14 protein-coding genes are annotated in these 17,024 nt (G+C 53.2%); 8 read left to right on the top strand and 6 right to left on the bottom strand.

Annotation, left to right across the window (positions count from 1 at the left end; translation table 11 throughout):
• Window positions 1-40: 40 nt before the first annotated feature.
• Both EL111_RS09715 and amgK read right to left on the bottom strand, forming a co-directional pair.
• Window positions 41-3,139, bottom strand: a complete 3,099-nt coding sequence (locus EL111_RS09715; RefSeq protein ID WP_123795097.1) for a multidrug efflux RND transporter permease subunit — start codon at window positions 3,137-3,139, stop codon at window positions 41-43.
• 545 nt (window positions 3,140-3,684) lie between these two features.
• Window positions 3,685-4,689: an N-acetylmuramate/N-acetylglucosamine kinase AmgK gene (amgK, locus tag EL111_RS09710; protein WP_123795096.1), complete on the bottom strand. Its 1,005-nt coding sequence runs from the start codon at window positions 4,687-4,689 to the stop codon at window positions 3,685-3,687.
• Between the two features lie 69 nt (window positions 4,690-4,758).
• Here amgK and EL111_RS09705 point away from each other — a divergent pair, with 69 nt between their 5' ends.
• Both EL111_RS09705 and EL111_RS09700 read left to right on the top strand, forming a co-directional pair.
• Complete coding sequence (locus tag EL111_RS09705) at window positions 4,759-7,296, top strand: LPS-assembly protein LptD (protein WP_123795095.1); 2,538 nt, start codon at window positions 4,759-4,761, stop codon at window positions 7,294-7,296.
• Window positions 7,293-8,207: a peptidylprolyl isomerase gene (locus EL111_RS09700; protein WP_123795094.1), complete on the top strand. Its 915-nt coding sequence runs from the start codon at window positions 7,293-7,295 to the stop codon at window positions 8,205-8,207. The genes EL111_RS09705 and EL111_RS09700 overlap by 4 nt, the downstream gene beginning before the upstream one ends.
• 535 nt (window positions 8,208-8,742) lie before the next feature.
• Here EL111_RS09700 and EL111_RS09695 read toward each other — a convergent pair.
• Genes EL111_RS09695 through EL111_RS09685 form a run of 3 tightly spaced genes read right to left on the bottom strand, consistent with a single transcriptional unit; the run spans window position 8,743 to window position 10,410 of the window.
• Window positions 8,743-9,276: a serine hydrolase gene (locus EL111_RS09695; protein ID WP_123795093.1), complete on the bottom strand. Its 534-nt coding sequence runs from the start codon at window positions 9,274-9,276 to the stop codon at window positions 8,743-8,745.
• 23 nt (window positions 9,277-9,299) lie between these two features.
• Entirely contained in the window at window positions 9,300-9,644 is a 345-nt protein-coding gene (locus tag EL111_RS09690; RefSeq protein ID WP_123795092.1) for a hypothetical protein, read from the bottom strand.
• Window positions 9,631-10,410 (bottom strand): exodeoxyribonuclease III, encoded by a 780-nt coding sequence (locus EL111_RS09685; protein ID WP_123795091.1) that lies wholly within the window; start codon window positions 10,408-10,410, stop codon window positions 9,631-9,633. Before EL111_RS09685 ends, EL111_RS09690 begins: the two co-directional genes overlap by 14 nt.
• A 167-nt stretch (window positions 10,411-10,577) precedes the next feature.
• On the opposite strand from EL111_RS09685, the gene pyrE reads away from it, so the two are divergent.
• From pyrE to coaD, 6 genes are all read left to right on the top strand, one after another.
• A complete protein-coding gene (pyrE, locus tag EL111_RS09680) occupies window positions 10,578-11,219 on the top strand; it encodes an orotate phosphoribosyltransferase (RefSeq protein WP_123795090.1) in 642 nt (213 codons plus the stop codon).
• A 27-nt stretch (window positions 11,220-11,246) separates the two neighbouring features.
• Complete coding sequence (gene argA, locus EL111_RS09675) at window positions 11,247-12,560, top strand: amino-acid N-acetyltransferase (protein WP_123795089.1); 1,314 nt, start codon at window positions 11,247-11,249, stop codon at window positions 12,558-12,560.
• A 246-nt stretch (window positions 12,561-12,806) separates the two neighbouring features.
• Window positions 12,807-13,067 (top strand): hypothetical protein, encoded by a 261-nt coding sequence (locus EL111_RS09670; RefSeq protein ID WP_123795088.1) that lies wholly within the window; start codon window positions 12,807-12,809, stop codon window positions 13,065-13,067.
• Between the two features lie 305 nt (window positions 13,068-13,372).
• Window positions 13,373-13,642 (top strand): oxidative damage protection protein, encoded by a 270-nt coding sequence (locus tag EL111_RS09665; protein ID WP_066077043.1) that lies wholly within the window; start codon window positions 13,373-13,375, stop codon window positions 13,640-13,642.
• Window positions 13,643-14,180: 538 nt separating this feature from the next.
• Window positions 14,181-14,867, top strand: coding sequence for a Bax inhibitor-1/YccA family protein (locus tag EL111_RS09660; protein ID WP_123795087.1), 687 nt, complete (start codon window positions 14,181-14,183; stop codon window positions 14,865-14,867).
• 143 nt (window positions 14,868-15,010) lie between these two features.
• The gene (gene coaD / locus EL111_RS09655) at window positions 15,011-15,514 is read left to right on the top strand and encodes a pantetheine-phosphate adenylyltransferase (RefSeq protein ID WP_123795086.1); all 504 of its coding nucleotides are present in this window, start codon (window positions 15,011-15,013) and stop codon (window positions 15,512-15,514) included.
• Between the two features lie 572 nt (window positions 15,515-16,086).
• Here coaD and EL111_RS09650 read toward each other — a convergent pair.
• Entirely contained in the window at window positions 16,087-17,019 is a 933-nt protein-coding gene (locus EL111_RS09650; protein ID WP_123795085.1) for a LysR family transcriptional regulator, read from the bottom strand.
• Window positions 17,020-17,024 lie beyond the last annotated feature (5 nt).

Below are 17,024 nucleotides of genomic sequence, written 5' to 3'. Positions count from 1 at the left end.
CAGACGGCCTTTATGGGTTTGGCAGCTTGGAAGTGGTTTTTCAAACGGCTTTTTTCCGTGCAAACCACGCGCGTATCCAAACAAAAAACAATGGTACGAACAACAAGCCTAAAATGGTAGAAACCACCGTGCCGCCCAATACTGCCGTACCGATGGCAACCCTTGAAGCCGCTCCTGCCCCTGTTCCCAAAGCCAGCGGTATCACACCGAAGCCGAATGCCAGCGAAGTCATCACAATCGGGCGCAGCCGCAGACGGGCGGCTTCGGCGGCAGCCTGCCGCAGCGAATGTCCGCGCGCTTGCAGTTGTACGGCAAATTCGACAATCAAAATCGCATTTTTGGCAGCCAGCCCGATGGTGGCGAGCAGGCCGACTTGGAAAAATACATCGTTTTCCAAACCGCGCAAACCGGTAAACAGCAATGCGCCGAGTACGCCCGATACCGCTGACAACATTACAGCCAGCGGCACACTCCAGCTTTCATACAAGGCGGCAAGACACAGGAAAACGAATAATACCGACAATACATACAGCAGCGGTGCGAGCGCGCCGGCGCGCTGTTCCTGCAAAGATGCGCCCGTCCATTCGATTTGATAGCCGTGGGGCAGGGCTTCGACCAGCCGCTGCAATTCTGCCATGGCCTCGCCCGAGCTGATGCCGTCGGCGGCGGCAGCCTGCATATTCATGGCCAGACTGCCGGAGAAACGGATAAGTTGCGGCGGGGCGACTTCCCAGCGTAAAGCGCTGAATGAAGACAAAGGTATCATTTCACCTTGTGCGTTACGCACTTTCCATTGGCCGATGTCTTGCGGCTGCATACGGAAAGGCGCATCGGCTTGGATATAGACGCGTTTGACACGGCCGTTGTGGATAAAATCGTTGACGTATGCACCGCCGAGCGCGTGAGACAAAAGCGTGTTGACATCGCCGAGCGCAACTTGATGGGCAACTGCGGCGCGGTCATCTACTTCTACAACCAACTGGCTGCGCGGTTCTTGGTTGTTGGCGCGGACGCTGCGAATCAGCTTGCTTTGTTCTGCCAGTCCGATTAAGCGGTCTTTGGTCGCATTCAGTTCATCATAACCTTTGCCGTCTGTATCTTTCAATACGAAGCTCAACCCGCCGGCAGAGCCCAAACCGCGTACAACAGGCGGCATATTGACAAAAATTTTAGCGTTTTTATATTGTCGGAACGCTTGGGCGGCGCGTGATTCGAGGGCGGCAGCGGATTGTTCCGGACTGCGCCCTTCCCAAGGCTTGAGGCGGACGGTCAGCAAGCCGAAACCCTGATTGCCGCGAATGCCGGTCAACGTCATCACCGTAGCGACTTCGGGCTGGTCGTGGAAATATTGTTCCAAGGGTGCCAGCGTTTCGCGCAAGCGGGCATCGGTAGCACCGGGCGGCAGAGTAACGTTGACTTGCAGAAATCCCTGATCTTCTTCGGGCAGAAACGAAGTCGGTAATGTGTAGAACAGTACGGCACAAGCAGCGATAACCGCCAAGAATGCCGCCGCCATCAGCCTGCCGCGCTCAAATAATTTGTGCGACAGCGTACCGTAGCGGGCGGAAAGCGCATCAAAGCGATGGTTGAATGCGGCAAACAACCCGCGAAACAGCCCTTTGGCCGGTTTGTTGCGGGCTTTGGGTTTTAAAAACTGCGCGCACAAAGCCGGTGATAAGGTTAAGGCAACAATCACCGAAAAGCCCATCGCTGCAATCAGGGTAACGGCAAATTGGCGGTAAATCACGCCGGTCGTACCCGGGAAAAATGCCATCGGTACGAATACCGCCGACAGCACCAAGCCTACGCCTACCAGCGCGGAAGAAATTTCCCGCATGGATTTTTCCGTGGCGGCAGGCGCGTCCAAACCCTCGTCGTGCATCACACGCTCGACATTTTCCACCACCACAATCGCATCGTCCACCAGCAAGCCGATGGCCAGTACCAGCGCAAACATGGTCAGCATATTGATTGAGTAGCCCGATACCGCCAAAATCCCCAGCGTTCCCATCAGCACCACCGGTACGGCGATTGCCGGAATCAGGGTAGCGCGCCAGCTCTGTAAAAACAGATACATCACCAGCACCACCAAGACCACCGCCTCCGCCAGCGTTTTCAGCACTTCTTTCAGCGAAGCCTTCACAAACGGTACGCTGTCTTGGCTGGTAACTGCTTTGAGGCCGTAAGGGAAAGACGGCTCAATCTCGCGGATTTTCTGTTCAACCGCCGCCGCCGTTTCCAAAGCGTTGGCACCGTCTGCCAGAATAATGCCCAATGCCCCGCCGGTGTGTCCGTTGAAGCGCGTGTTCACATCGCTGCTTTCCGCGCCCAGTTCCACCCGTGCCACATCTTTCAAGAATACCGCCGCGCCGCTGCCGTCGCTTTTCAGAATAATATTTTCAAATTGCTCAACCGTTTGCAGTTTGCTGCGCGCGCGTATCGGCACATTCAGCATTTGGTTTTCCACGGAAGGCAGTTGTCCGAGCTGGCCGGCGGATACCTGCGTGTTTTGGCTGTCTAAGGCAGCGCGGACATCAGACGGCATCAGTCGGTATTGCTCCAGCTTGTGCGGATCGAGCCAGATTCTCATGGCATAAGGGCTGCCGTAAAGCTGTACTTCCGCCACGCCGTCGACTCGACCCAGTACGTCCACCAGATTGCTGGAGAGGTAGTCCGTTACCGCCACGCGCGGCACGCTTGGGTCTTCGGTGTAAAACATCCAAGTAACCAGATTGTCTTGTCCGCCGCGCGTAACGGTTACGCCGCGCTGCTGTACCGCTTCGGGCAGGCGCGACAATGCCTGCTGGAGCGCATTTTGCACTTGTACCTGTGCCACATCGATGTCCGTGCCCGGTTCAAAGGTAATGGTGGTGCGCGAGAGGCCGGAAGAATCGGAAGTCGAACTCATGTACATCAGCCCGTCCAAACCGGTCATGCGCTGCTCGATGACTTGAGCCACAGAGTCATTGACCGTTTCCGCCGATGCGCCGGTATAGCGCGCCACCACAGAAACCTGCGGCGGTGCAATATCGGGATACTGTTCCAGCGGCAGCTTGAAAACAGACAACGCGCCCGCCAATGTGATGAAAATCGATAACACCCAAGCAAATACAGGGCGACGGATAAAGAATAAAGCCATACGGTGCGGTAAATAAAAAAGCTGTTTGCAGACGGCATGGATTGTGAACAATTACAGCGATTTAGGCAAGAATATATAGTCATTTTAAATAAGCCTGATACGGCGGTGCGGCATCAGGCTGTGGCTTGACCTTAAAAGGCCGTCTGCAAATCGGGCATTTTACAGACGGCCTTTTTACCATGACCGCCAATCAGCAAACAAACGCTTATGCCGTCTGTAAAACCGCGTGCTTGAAATATACCGCATGGCTGCTTTGGTTTTCACGATGGGAAAGAGTGAACCAAATCAAATTAAAAAATCAGAGGTATCGGCCGGTTTGGTTGTAACGGAAAGGGATAAACCGCGCTGTGCCGCCGGTGCGGTATCAGGCTGTGGTTTGACGTTATAGTCATTTAAAATAAGAATGATACAGCGTTGCTTTGCCTTGCCGTACTATGTGTACTGTCTGCGGCTTCGCTGCCTTGTCTCATTCTTATTTTATTCGACTATAAAAGGCCGTCTGCAAAAACGTGATTTTGCAGACGGCCTTTCAGCCGGAATTCGGATTAAAACGTAAAACCCGTTTCCAAATCCTCATCGCCCACTAGTTCGACCAAGAGTGCGTAAAGCGGTGCGAGGTCGATGTAGCGGCGGGAGGCGCGGCGCAGATAGTTCAAAAAGCGCGGGATTTCGGGGCGGTATTTGTCTTTGCCGTCGCGGTAGTAGAGACGGGCGAAGATGCCGGCTACTTTGAGATGCCGCTGCACGCCCATCCACTCGAACCAGCGGTAAAATTCGTCGAACTCGGCAGGCACGGGCAAACCGGCGGCGCGTGCTTTTTCCCAGTAGCGGATAACCAAATCCAAAACAAATTCCTCTTCCCACTCGATAAACGCATCGCGCAACAATGACACCAAGTCATAGGAAATCGGGCCGTAAAGCGCATCTTGGAAATCGAGCACCCCGGGGCGGCCGTTTTGCAGCATCAGGTTGCGCACGATGTAATCGCGGTGGACATATACCTTGGGCTGCGCCAACAGGGGCGGCAGCAGGGTGTCGACAGTTTGCTGCCAGAGTTGGCGTTGTTTGAAATTCAAAGTTTTACCCAATTCTTTGGCTACAAACCATTCGGGGAACAAATTGATTTCGCGCAGCATGACGGCATAATCGTATTCGGGCAGCACTTCGGGGCGGCTGGCTTTCTGCAGTTCGACCAGTTCGTCAACCGCTTCCAGCAGCAATGCTTTGTGTGCCGCTTCGGAAGTTTCCTGCTGCATGGCGGTCAGGAAAGTCGTGCTGCCCAAATCGTTGAGTACCATAAAGCCCAACGTTTCGTCAACGTGCAGAACTTGCGGCACATTCACCATGTCAAACAGCTTCTGCACTTTCAAATACGGCGCAACACTCATCTTATCGGGCGGCGCGTCCATACAGACCACCGTATGGCCGTCTGCAAAAGCGGCGCGGAAATAGCGGCGGAAATCGGCATCGGCCGCCGCAAAACTCAACTCGAAAGGCCGGCCGGGGTAAACGCTTTCCAGCCAATTTTTCAATTCAATTTGTCGTTGCATAGCAGTTTCGTTATTTTTCAGGTTAAAATAAACGCTATTCTAACTGGCAAACCGTTTTAAGGGGCAACTTTGGCTCGTTTATTTTCACTCAAACCTCTGGTATTTGCCCTGAGCGTCGGCTTCAGTACGGCTGCGGCGGCTCAGGAGGCAGCATCGTTTGTTCCCGATGTGGCGGATTATGTGCCGGTAGAAACCGCCGCGTTTGCAGACGAAGCCAAAGCAGAGGCAAAAAAAGCCGCCGAAGTTGCCGAAAGGCCGTCTGCAAATACGGCAGAAAGCGCAGCGGAAAGTACGGCGGAAAATCTGCCTGCCGGCGGGGAAGAAGCACTGTCGCTGGGCGAAACCTGTTTGTTTTGCAGTGATGAAACCGTCGCCGCCCAAGCACACGCATTGGCGCGGGAGCAGGCGGGAGAAGACATTATGCGCAGCGGCGAAGACCCGCTGCCGCCCGACTATACCCGTGTAACCGCTGATTACATACAGGGTCAGAACCAAGACGACGGGCAAGGCGGTACAATCGCCAAAGTCCGTGCCGAAGGCGATGTGGTTATCGAACGCAATCAGGAAATCTTGAATGCGGATTGGGCGGAATACGACCAAGCCAGCGATACTGTTACCGCAGGCGATCAATACAAGCTGTATCAAAACGGCTCGGTGGTCAGCGGTAAAGAGCTGACTTACAACTTAACCGACCGCACGGGCATCAGCGAAAACGTCCGCATGGCTACCGAACGCGAAGGCCGCCGTCTGCAAAGCGTCAGCGAAAAAGCAGAAATGAAAGGGCCGGGGCTGTATCATCTGGTCAATACCAAATTCAACACCTGTTCGCCGGGCGATGCGTCTTGGTACATCAAAGCCAAAAGCGTAGAGGCGGACGAAGCAAGCGGAATCGGTGTGGCCAAAAATGCCGCGCTGGTGTTCGGCGGCGTACCCGTTTTGTACACGCCGTGGGCGGATTTCCCGCTTAACGGCAGCCGTAAGAGCGGTTTTCTCGTGCCGAACATCTCCACCGGTTCGGACGGCTTCGAATTGTCGCTGCCGTATTATCTGAACCTCAAGCCCAATCTCGATGCAACCGTTACCCCCGGTGTCATCAGCAGGCGCGGCGTGCGCTTGGGCGGGCAGGTGCGCTATCTTGAGCCGGCGTATTCCGGCAAACTCGAAGGCAACTGGATGCCGCATGATAAGAAGAGCGACCGCAACAACCGCTCCCAAGTGCTGTGGCAGCACAACCACACTTTCAGCGACCATTTGAGCGGCGGTGTGGACTTCAATCATGTTTCCGACAACGATTATTACCGTGATTTTTACAGTCAGGGCGATATTGCCGATAACGTCAACCTCAACCGCCAAGCATGGTTGAACTACAACCGCAGCATATGGGGCGGGCAGTTCGGCAGCTCGCTGATGGCGCAGAAATACCAAACACTGGCCAATGAAAACGGTTATAAAGACGAGCCGTATGCCATTCTGCCGCGTCTGTCGGCCAGCTGGAGCAAAAATACCGGCAATGCCCAAATCAACCTGTTCGGGCAGTTTACCCGTTTCGACCACGACAGCAAACAAAGCGGCAACCGCTTGATTGTTTCGCCGTCTGTAAAATGGGACTTTCATAACGAATGGGGCTATATCCGTCCAAAAGCAAGCCTGCATTATGCCCGTTACGATTTGGACAGTTTCAACGGCGAAGCGGGGCGGCATGCCAGCCTGACCCTGCCGATGTTCAGCGTTGATTCCGGTATGACGTTTGAACGTAATGCGGAGTTTTTTGGCAAATCATTTATCCAAACGCTCGAACCGCGCCTGTTTTACAACTATATTCCGACCAAATCGCAAAGCAACCTGCCTAATTTCGATACGTCGGAAAACAGCTTCAAATACGCCCAGTTGTTCCGCGACAACATTTACTCCGGCTACGACCGAGTCAATTCGGCCAACAGCCTGTCGACTGCCGTACAGAGCCGCTTATTGAACCCGAAAAACGGTGCGGAACTGTTTCGGGCGGGTATCGGGCAGAAGTTTTACTTCACCAACGACAACGTCATGCTTGACGGGCGTGTCGGCGAATACACGCGCAACCGCTCCGATTGGGTGGCCTTCGCACACGGCAACCTGACCGACAGCGTGCGCCTGCATACGGACGCACACTACAACCAAAACGAAGAGCGTTTCGAGAGCTACGCCGCCGGCATTATCTACAACCCCGAGCCGGGCAAAGTTTTGAGTGCGCGTTACAAATACGGGCGCAACGAGCAGCAATACCTGCAAAGCAACGGCAGCTATTACTACGACAAACTGAAGCAGATAGACGTGGCCGCACAATGGCCGCTTGCCAAAAACCTCTACGGCGTGGCACGATTCAACTACGAACTCCAAGCCAAACGTCCGCTGGATATGCTGGTTGGCGCAGAATACAAAAGTAACTGCGGCTGTTGGAGTGCCAGCATCGTTGCTCAACGCTATGTTACCGGCGAACACAGCCGTAAAAACGCCGTTTTATTCAACCTTCAGCTTAAAGACCTGAGCAACATCGGTCAAAACCCATTTGAAACACTGCGGCTTGCCATTCCCGGCTACCGCAAAACCAATGAGATAGTCAAACCATGAATGTGAAAAAACTGATTTTAGCCGCCGCAATCGGTGCCGGCCTGAATACTGCATTGGCAGCCGACATCAAACCGTCCGACAGCATTGCCGCCGTTGTGGACAACGAAGTTATCACCCAACGGCAGGTTGCCCAAGCGGTTGCCGATGCCCGCCGTGATTTGCCCAAGGGCGAGAAAATCAACGATGAAGATTTGCGCCGTCAGGTTTTGGCGCAGATGATTAACCAATCTCTGATTGTTCAGGCAGGCAAACGCCGCAATATCCGTGCCAGCGAAGCCGAAATCGATGCCGTGATTGCCGCCAATCCGTCTTTGAAAAACGCTTCCAAAGCCGTGCGCCGCAGTATTGCCGACAATATCATCATGGAAAAAGTACGCCAGCAGGCAGTCATGCAGAACAGCCGTGTGAGCGAGTCTGAAATCGACCATTTCATCGCCCAAGCCGAACAGCAGGGCGTAGCCTTGCCGGAAGGCGAGCCGATGCGCCAATACCGCGCGCAACACATCTTGCTGAAAGCTGACAACGATAACGCCGCTGCCGCCGCCGAAAGCAGCATACGGAAAATCCATACCCAAGCCCGCAGCGGCGCGGATTTCTCATCATTGGCACAGCAGTATTCGCAAGATGTCAGCGCGGGCAACGGCGGCGATTTGGGCTGGTTTGCAGACGGCATGATGGTTGCTCAATTTGAAGATGCCGTGCACAAACTCAAACCCGGACAAATCAGCGCGCCGGTGCGTACCGAGTTTGGCTGGCACATCATCAAGCTGAACGAAGTGCGCGATGCCGGTACGCCGGAAGAACGCCGCCGCAATTCCGTGCGCCAATACCTGTCGCAGCAAAAAGCACAACAAGCCACTACCGACCTGCTGCGCGATTTGCACAATAGCGCGTTTGTCGATGTGCGCTGATTGATGTTTGGCAGAAATCATTAAAAAGGCCGTCTGCAAAATCCAAACCAATCAGGATTTTGCAGACGGCCTTTTATAGTCGAATAAAATAAGAATGAGACAAGGCAGCGAAGCCGCAGACAGTACACATAGTACGGCAAGGCAAAGCAACGCTGTATCATTCTTATTTTAAATGACTATAGTGTTATCCATTGTTATCCCATGCAAAAAGATACAGCCTTGTTGAGTGTTGCTTGGAGAGGGTACTTAACCAAGCTGCCGAAATGCAAGTCTGCCGCTCCGTAATCCGTATCATCAGTACTGCTTGCGGCTTTGCTGCTTTGTTTCAATCCGAGACCTTTGCAACATTCATGACAAGGGCTGGTAGGGCGGGTTTACACCTGCCTGCTTGGGCTTTTTGAAGTTCTCCGTTTTTCAAGGCGTTCAATTTTCGGGTGGGTGTAAAACCTGCCCCTGCCATCAGTTTTGATTCGTTTCCTGTTTTGTTTGCACAGGTCTCAATCTGTGTGAACCGATCATCACAACCGCCTGACAGCTAAGGGCTCAACAACATTTCCTGCATCAGCTTCATACCCCATTGCCAGCCGCCGGAAACGGAATCCAGCGGAGCAGGGTAGGGGGAAACCAGCAATCGGGCTTGCCAGAGTGCTGCCTGTTTGGCTGCCCATTCGCGGTATGCCGGTTTGGATTGACCGATAACCAACGCCGTACGGCAGGGGCAGCGGGCGCGTATCAGAGTGTGTTCGGTATCGTCGGGCAATGCGTCCGCTCGGGGCGAAACCAAAATAATGTTGCAGAGGCGCCGCTGTGCGTTGATGTCTGCCTGATAAAGCCAAGCCAAAAACGCCGATACGCCCGCACCGTAGGCGACTACGGCGATGTGTTGTGCCGCAATGCCGTTAAAGGCCGTCTGCATATTTTCCTGCCAGCAGTGAATGCTTTGATTGCGTGAAGCGGCGGTTTGTACGCTCACAGGATAGCTGACCGCCCAACGCTCCAGCCATGCGGCAGGGATGTCGCCGTCATCAATCAGCAGCAGGGTTAAATCTTCGAGGTTTGAAGTGTTCATGGCAAGCCCTTTTTGCAGACGGCCTAACGCAGCCAATCTGCCAAAGTCAGCGCAATCAGTAATCCGCCCAACGCATTCAGCAGAGCGCAAATCAGCAGGCAGACAGCCGTATTGCCGAACAGCCGCCAACCTTTCCAGCCGAAATATTTTGCGGCAACCAGCAGGCAGGGCAGGCAGAGCAGCAGCCATACCGCTGCCCAAGTCCAGTCGGCTTTGGTGGGCGGCAGCATACCGGAAATGCGGGCATACATGAAGACAGCCCATACGGCCATCGGCAGCAGCAATGCCGTCATAATCCAAGCCGCACCGATACCGGTACGTCCGTTTTCATTCCAAGCGTAGCGGCCGAATATTTTATTTGACGGCATAGTCATACTCCACCACCAAGGGCGCATGGTCGGAAAATTTCACGTCTTTATAAACATGGGCAGAGACGGCTTTTTGCGCCAGCTCGGGCGTAACCATCTGATAATCGATACGCCACCCTACGTCTTTCGCATACGCCTGCCCGCGGTTGCTCCACCAAGTATAGCCGGGGATTTCGGGATAGAGCGTGCGCCACATATCCACCCAACCGAGCCGGCTGATGACTTTGCCGATCCACTCGCGCTCTTCGGGCAGGAAGCCTGAGTTTTTCTGGTTGCCTTTCCAGTTTTTCAAATCGATGTTTTGGTGGGCGATGTTCCAGTCGCCGCACACCACCACATCTCGCCCTTCCGCTTTCATGGCTTCGAGCATGGGGTAAAACGCATCTAAAAAACGGTATTTCAATTCTTGGCGTTCCGGCGCGCTGGTGCCGCTGGGCAGATACAGCGAAATCACGCTCAATTTGCCGAAATCGCAGCGCACAAAGCGCCCTTCGCGGTCGAACTCCTCGATGCCCATGCCCACTTGCACGCGGTCGGGCTGCTGTTTGCTGTACACCGCCACGCCGCTGTAACCGCGCTTTTCGGCGCAATGCCAATGGCCGTGCATGCCGTGCGGATTTTTCATGTCGTCCGATAAATCCGCTTCCTGTGCTTTGAGTTCCTGCACGCAGACAATGTCCGCGCCTGATTCGGCGATGTATTCGAGAAAACCTTTTCGATAGGCGGAGCGGATGCCGTTGACGTTGGCGGAGATGATTTTCAGCATGATGTTTGGTACAAAGTAATGGTAAAGCGGTATTGTAACTGAAATTTGCCCGCCAAGCCGTCTGAAAAACCTTGCGGCGGTACGGCTTTTGCAGACGGCTTAACCTTTTCTTTACTATCCTTTATAATCGCCGGTATTGGAAACTTTTTATTCTGGAAAGCTCGAACATGTCTGATTTCCGCCAAGATTTTTTGAAATTCTCCCTGTCGCAAAATGTGTTGAAGTTCGGCGAGTTCACCACCAAAGCCGGCCGTCAGTCGCCGTATTTTTTCAATGCCGGACTGTTTAACGACGGTGCCTCTACCCTGCAACTGGCCAAGTTTTACGCACAGGCGATTATCGAAAGCAAAATCGAATTTGATATGCTGTTCGGCCCGGCCTACAAAGGCATTATTTTGGCGGCGGCAACGGCGATGATGCTGGCGGAAAAAGGCGTCAACGTGCCGTTTGCCTACAACCGCAAAGAAGCCAAAGACCACGGCGAAGGCGGTGTGTTGGTCGGTGCGCCGCTCAAAGGCCGCGTGCTGATTATCGACGATGTGATTTCCGCCGGTACTTCCGTGCGCGAGTCGGTGAAGCTGATTGAAGCGGAAGGTGCTGTTCCCGCTGCCGTCGCCATCGCACTCGACCGCATGGAAAAAGGTACGGGCGAATTATCTGCCGTGCAGGAAGTCGAGCAGCAATACGGTCTGCCGGTGGTATCAATTGCCAACTTGAATGATTTGTTTACGCTGTTGCAAAACAACAGCGAATTTGGCGGCTATTTCGAGCCGGTCAAAGCCTACCGCGAACGCTACGGCGTAGCGTGATTTTGCAGACGGCCATCTAGAGAAACCATGAATACATCTGTCGGTTTTGTCGGTGATTTCCGTGAAGCTGCGCCTTACATCAATTATCTTCGCGGTAAAACGCTGGTGATCGGTGTGGCGGGCAGCCTGCTGGAGGGAGATGCGCTCAAGCGGTTGGCAGCCGATTTGAACCTGCTGGCCAGTCTCGGCGTGCGTTTGGTGCTGGTACACGGTTCGCGCAAGCAGATAGACGGTTTGGCCGCGGCTGCCGGAAGCGTACCGCAATACCATCAAAACCGCCGCATTACCGATGAAACCACGCTGCAATACGCCAAACAAGCCGCAGGCATGATTCGTTGCGACATCGAAGCTGCACTCGGCAGCAGCATTGCCCAATTTCCGCAGCGCAGTAAGCCGTTGGCGGTGGCGGGCGGTAATTTTCTTTCTGCCCGACCGTTGGGAGTGATCGACGGCATCGACATGGGCTATACCGGCGTGGTCCGCAAAATCGACACTGAGGCCGTCCGCCAGCGTCTGGACAACGGCGCATTGGTGCTCATCAGCCCCATCGGTCATTCACCCAGCGGCAAAACCTTCAATTTGAGCATGGGCGATATTGCGGAAGCCGCCGCCATCGCCCTTCAAGCGGAAAAATTGGTTTATTTGATTGAACAGGAAGGTATTTTAGACGAAGCAGGCCGTCTGCAAACCAATCTTTCTTCCGCAGAGGCGCGCAAACTGCTTGAAAACGGGCAGGTGCAAACGCAGCAAAACCGCCTGCTCCATTATGCCGTCCATGCGGTGGAGCATGGCGTCAGCCGCACGCAGGTACTCAGCGGCCGCGACGACGGCGCACTGATTCGCGAGCTGTTTACCCGCCACGGTGCGGGAACTTCCATTGCCCGCGATTCTTTCGTGAAAATCCGGCAGGCGCACAATGCTGACATTCCCACCATCATGGCGTTAATCCGCCCGCTGGAGGAGCAAGGCATTTTGCTGCGCCGCAGCCGAGAGTATTTGGAAAACCAAATTCACAGCTTTTCGGTATTGGAACACGACCGGCATATTTACGGTTGTGTGGCATTAAAAACCTTTGAAGAAGCCGATTGCGGCGAGCTGGCGTGTTTGGTGGTTTCGCCCGACGCGCAGGAGGGCGGCTACGGCGAAAAGCTGCTGTCTCATTTATTTGCCGAAGCGCGCGCGCGCGGCATGAAAAAACTGTTTGCCTTGTCCACCCATACCGGAGAATGGTTTGCCGAACGCGGTTTTCAGACGGCATCGTTGGCGGATTTGCCCGAAGAACGCCGCCGCGATTATTTGGAAAACGGTCGGAACTCGCAGATTTTTGTTTACATTTTGTAAGATAAGCGGATAAAAACGTAAAAGCCGTCTGCAAAACCGCAATATGCAGACGGCCTTTTTATCGGGGTAAGTTTCTGAAAGTTATTGAATAAGCCAATATTCCAAATGAATTGTTTCCTATTTGTTGAAGTTGTATTAACCAAACGGTGGTTTATCTGCCAAAAATGCAGGCATAGAATGCACTCCATCGACACAAACAACCCATTCAGTGTCTCTGAAACAATAAGTTTGAAAGGAAACTACATCATGAAAAAATTCGCATTCTTCGCCGCCATCGCTACCGCCGCTTCCATTGCTGCCGCGGATTCTCCCATGCCCAAATGGGATCACGCCAACGACCACGGCGAAATTGTCGGTTTGACTGAAGTAAAATACGATACCACTATCCATTCGGCCAAATACGACGACCGCGTGAAATACACCGTTGCCCCGACCGGCGTACGTACGCCCAACGGTATCGGCCACAACGACACTCATGCCCGCATGAATCCTGAAGGCACCAATTAAGCCGGAAAGCCGCAGAAAGGCCGTCTGTATAGTCGAATAAAATAAGAATGAGACAAGGCAGCGAAGCCGCAGACAGTACACATAGTACGGCAAGGCAAAGCAACGCTGTATCATTCTTATTTTAAATGACTATAAAAAGCAGGGAACGCCGATTATGATGTTCCGAAGTCTTTTTGCAGACGGCCTTTTTGTGTATTCCGCCGCAGTTTGCCGGCCAATAACCGAGTTTGCCGCTCAGACTTTCGCCGTATGGAACAATCGGCTACAATAAACGCTGTTTGAAACCGCTATCAAAAGGAAAAGTCATGACCCGTATGGTTCAGTGTGTCAAGCTCGGCAAAGAAGCCGAAGGCATGAAATTCGCGCCGCTGCCCAACGAATTGGGCAAACGCATTTTTGAAAACGTATCGCAAGAAGCATGGAACGCATGGACGCGCCACCAAACCATGCTGATTAATGAAAACCGCTTGAGCTTGGCCGACCCGCGCGCCCGCGAATATCTGGCACAGCAGATGGAAAATTATTTCTTCGGCGACGGTGCGGATGCGGTGCAAGGTTACGTTCCCCAAGAATAAACAGGAATCAATCAGGCTGTCGGCAGCATGATTTGCCGAAAAAAGGCCGTCTGCAAAATGGTAAAACCGCAAATTTGCGTGTTAGCCGTTTTGCAGACGGCCTTTTTCGGTTTGGGAAAGTTGAAAGCGGGATAAACGCCCCAACGTGGTTATATAGTCATTTAAAATAAGAATGATACGGCGTTGCTTTGCCTTGCCGTACTATGTGTACTGTCTGCGGCTTCGCTGCCTTGTCTCATTCTTATTTTATTCGACTATACTAAGGGGAAACATAGAATATGAAATTGTTTTGCAAACGGTTTTCCTGATGCGCCCGACAGCATATCGGGCAAAACGGCAACCGCTTGTAAAGCAGTATGAGGCAGGAAATATTGTAAACGCAGGAGTATATGGGTGGCGCAAGGCCGTCTGTATTGAGCAGATGCATGAAAAAGCAGCAAAAATATGCGAAATTTTACCCAACGAGCATGATTTGCTGTTAAAATCCCCGTTCGTTTAGTCTATTTACTTTAAACACACACTTATTGGAGCAAACGCCATGCAAAACGACGTTTACGACTACACTCAAACCGGCGCGGTTCAACAGAACGAAGTACTGCGTAAAACCTACAACCTGCTGGCTCTGTCTTTCCTGCCGGCGGTGGCAGGCGCGTACATCAGCGGCCAGAGCGGTTTCAATATCATGGCCGCGTTGGGCGGCGGCTGGATGGGCATTATCGCCGTATTCGCCTTTTTCTACGGTATGTGTTTCATGATTGAGCGCAACCGTTACAGCAATACCGGCGTGGCATTGCTGATGGTGTTCACTTTCGGTATGGGCGTGATGATCAGCCCGCTGCTGCAATATGCCTTGAGCATCAGCAACGGCGCGCAAATCGTCGGTATCGCTGCGGCGATGACGGCAGCCGTATTCTTTACCATGGCTGCCATGGCGCGCCGCACCAACATCAATATGAGCTCTTTGGGCCGCTTCCTGACTGTCGGCGTGGTCATTTTGATGATGGCGGTGGTTGCCAATCTGTTTTTGAACATTCCGGCGCTGAGCCTGACCATTTCCGCAGGTTTCGTGCTGTTCAGTTCGCTGCTGATTATGTTCCAAGTGCGCCAAGTGATTGACGGCGGCGAAGACAGCCACATCAGCGCGGCATTGACCATCTTTATCTCGATTTACAATATTTTCAGCAGCCTGTTGAACATTCTGCTGGCGTTCAATAACGACGACTAAGAATTGTCGGAACACCCAAGCCGTCCGGACGGGGTTTGACGGAAATCGCCGATTTCGCGTTGAAACCGTGTTCGGGCGGCTTTTCTTTGACACTTTTCCTGTGTGCCGTTATGCTGGTCGTTTTCTCCGACAGACAACCGTTCATGAATACCACCATACGCCGCGCCGTTTATGCCGGCAGTTTCGATCCTCCGACCAACGGACATTTGTGGATGATACGCGAAGCCGCCGCACTCTTTGACGAATTGGTCGTTGCCCTCGGCGTTAATCCTGAAAAACGCAGTACCTACACCATAGAAGAGCGGCAGGAAATGCTGGAGGCTGTAACCGCTGATTTGCCGAATGTAAAAATCCGCGTATTTGAAAACCGTTTTTTGGTACATTTCGCCCGTGAAGTCGGTGCGCGTTTTGTGGTGCGCGGCATACGCAGCGGCAGCGATTACGAATACGAGCGGACGATGCGCTACATCAACAGCGATCTTGCGCCTGAAATCACAACGGTATTGTTGATGCCGCCGCGCGAAATCGCCGAGGTGTCTTCAACAATGGTGAAAGGATTGGTCGGGCCGGAAGGCTGGCGCGATACCATCGGCCGCTATGTGCCGGAAGCCGTATATCGGAAAATTTTGAGCGATTGCGAACGCTAGCAATATCGGGATTTCGATAAATCCCGCATCGGATACGGCTGAAGGGATAGGGAGGGCAACGGGCAGGAAACGGCGGCAGTTGCGCCAATTCGGTTTGGGCGGTGTGGCTGCAATGTGTTGTGCGTGTTTGTACCGCCTGCGGTTTGCCGCTTGGTTTCCATGCAAAGAGAAACAGTTGTATAGTCATTTAAAATAAGAATGATACAGCGTTGCTTTGCCTTGCCGTACTATGTGTACTGTCTGCGGCTTCGCTGCCTTGCCTCATTCTTATTTTATTCGACTATAAAAAGGCCGTCTGCAAAATGGCTGAAACGGGAAACCCTGTTTTCAGGCATTTTGCAGACGGCCTGATACCTTTGTAAAAACAGGAAACAAACCAAAACCGATGCTGGGAGCGGGTTTTACACCTGCCCGAAAATTGAATACCTTGGAAAATTCACAATTTCAAAAAGCCCAAGCAAGCGGGAGGGCGTAAACCCTGCCTCTGCAAGCCCTTGTCATGAGTTTTGCAAAAGGTCTCGGCCTGTTGTGTGGTACGGGCAATGACGGTTCGGTTTGCACCTCTGCCCAAATTAATTTTTCATTTCCAAAACGCTCAGACCTTCCAAGTCGGCAAAGCTGCGGTCGCGGACGATTTGGCAGAAATTGTCCAGATAGCTTTTACCGGCATCTTCGCTACGCATGGCGGCATACAATTCGCTACGCAGGCCGTCTGCAGTAATCGGACGGGCAATCACGTAGTCTTTTTCCAGATAAGGCATAACCGTCCAATACGGCAGCGCGGCAACGCCCCTACGGCTGGCCACCAGTTGGATAATCGCGATGGTCAGCTCGCTGTGGCGGCGTTGGGGATTGATGCCGCGCGGAAGGAGGACTTTTTTCAGCAGGTCGAGCATATCATCGGGTACGGGGTAGGTAATCAGCGTTTCATCGGCAAAGTCTTCTGCCTGCCAAACCTGTTTTGCCGCCAAGGGGTGATCTTTGGCGCATATGCCGACCATTTCATAGGAAAACAGCGGGAAATAGGTAATACCGGTTTGCGGTTCCGCTTCGGAAACAATGGCAATGTCGGCACGGTGTTGCAGCAGCAGTCCGACCGGATCGGCATGGAAACCGGAAACGATGTCCAATTCCACTTGCGGCCACAACGGGCGGAACTCTCCCATTGCCGGCATCAGCCAGTCGAAACAGGTATGGCATTCTACTGCTACGCGCAATTCGCCTGCCTCTCCTTCGATAATTTGCGCCAAATCACGTTCCGCCGCTGCCACTTGCGGCAACAGGTCGTGTGCCAGTTGCAGCAGCCGCATACCGGCAGGAGTAAAGCGAAACGGCGTGGACTTGCGCTCAAACAGTGGTGTGTCGTAATAATTTTCTAAAGCGCGGATTTGGTGGGAAAGGGCGGATTGGGTGAGAAATACCCGTTTGGCGGCAAGAGAAACGCTGCCCGTTTCTTCCAATGCCAGTAAAGTTTTGAGGTGGCGCAGTTCGATAAAGGAATCCATAAAAG

Source organism: Neisseria animalis (assembly GCF_900636515.1).
Lineage (GTDB): Bacteria > Pseudomonadota > Gammaproteobacteria > Burkholderiales > Neisseriaceae > Neisseria > Neisseria animalis.
This window is presented reverse-complemented; position numbering and strand designations above follow the sequence as displayed.

Bases quoted from the DNA above. Each gene is read 5' to 3' on its own strand.
- EL111_RS09670 (WP_123795088.1), top strand. From the start codon at position 12,807: ATGAAAAAATTCGCATTCTTCGCCGCCATCGCTACCGCCGCTTCCATT.
- amgK (WP_123795096.1), bottom strand. From the start codon at position 4,689: ATGCAACGACAAATTGAATTGAAAAATTGGCTGGAAAGCGTTTACCCC.
- EL111_RS09665 (WP_066077043.1), top strand. From the start codon at position 13,373: ATGACCCGTATGGTTCAGTGTGTCAAGCTCGGCAAAGAAGCCGAAGGC.
- EL111_RS09700 (WP_123795094.1), top strand. From the start codon at position 7,293: ATGAATGTGAAAAAACTGATTTTAGCCGCCGCAATCGGTGCCGGCCTG.
- pyrE (WP_123795090.1), top strand. From the start codon at position 10,578: ATGTCTGATTTCCGCCAAGATTTTTTGAAATTCTCCCTGTCGCAAAAT.
- argA (WP_123795089.1), top strand. From the start codon at position 11,247: ATGAATACATCTGTCGGTTTTGTCGGTGATTTCCGTGAAGCTGCGCCT.
- EL111_RS09690 (WP_123795092.1), bottom strand. From the start codon at position 9,644: ATGCCGTCAAATAAAATATTCGGCCGCTACGCTTGGAATGAAAACGGA.
- coaD (WP_123795086.1), top strand. From the start codon at position 15,011: ATGAATACCACCATACGCCGCGCCGTTTATGCCGGCAGTTTCGATCCT.
- EL111_RS09685 (WP_123795091.1), bottom strand. From the start codon at position 10,410: ATGCTGAAAATCATCTCCGCCAACGTCAACGGCATCCGCTCCGCCTAT.
- EL111_RS09650 (WP_123795085.1), bottom strand. From the start codon at position 17,019: ATGGATTCCTTTATCGAACTGCGCCACCTCAAAACTTTACTGGCATTG.
- EL111_RS09695 (WP_123795093.1), bottom strand. From the start codon at position 9,276: ATGAACACTTCAAACCTCGAAGATTTAACCCTGCTGCTGATTGATGAC.
- EL111_RS09715 (WP_123795097.1), bottom strand. From the start codon at position 3,139: ATGGCTTTATTCTTTATCCGTCGCCCTGTATTTGCTTGGGTGTTATCG.
- EL111_RS09660 (WP_123795087.1), top strand. From the start codon at position 14,181: ATGCAAAACGACGTTTACGACTACACTCAAACCGGCGCGGTTCAACAG.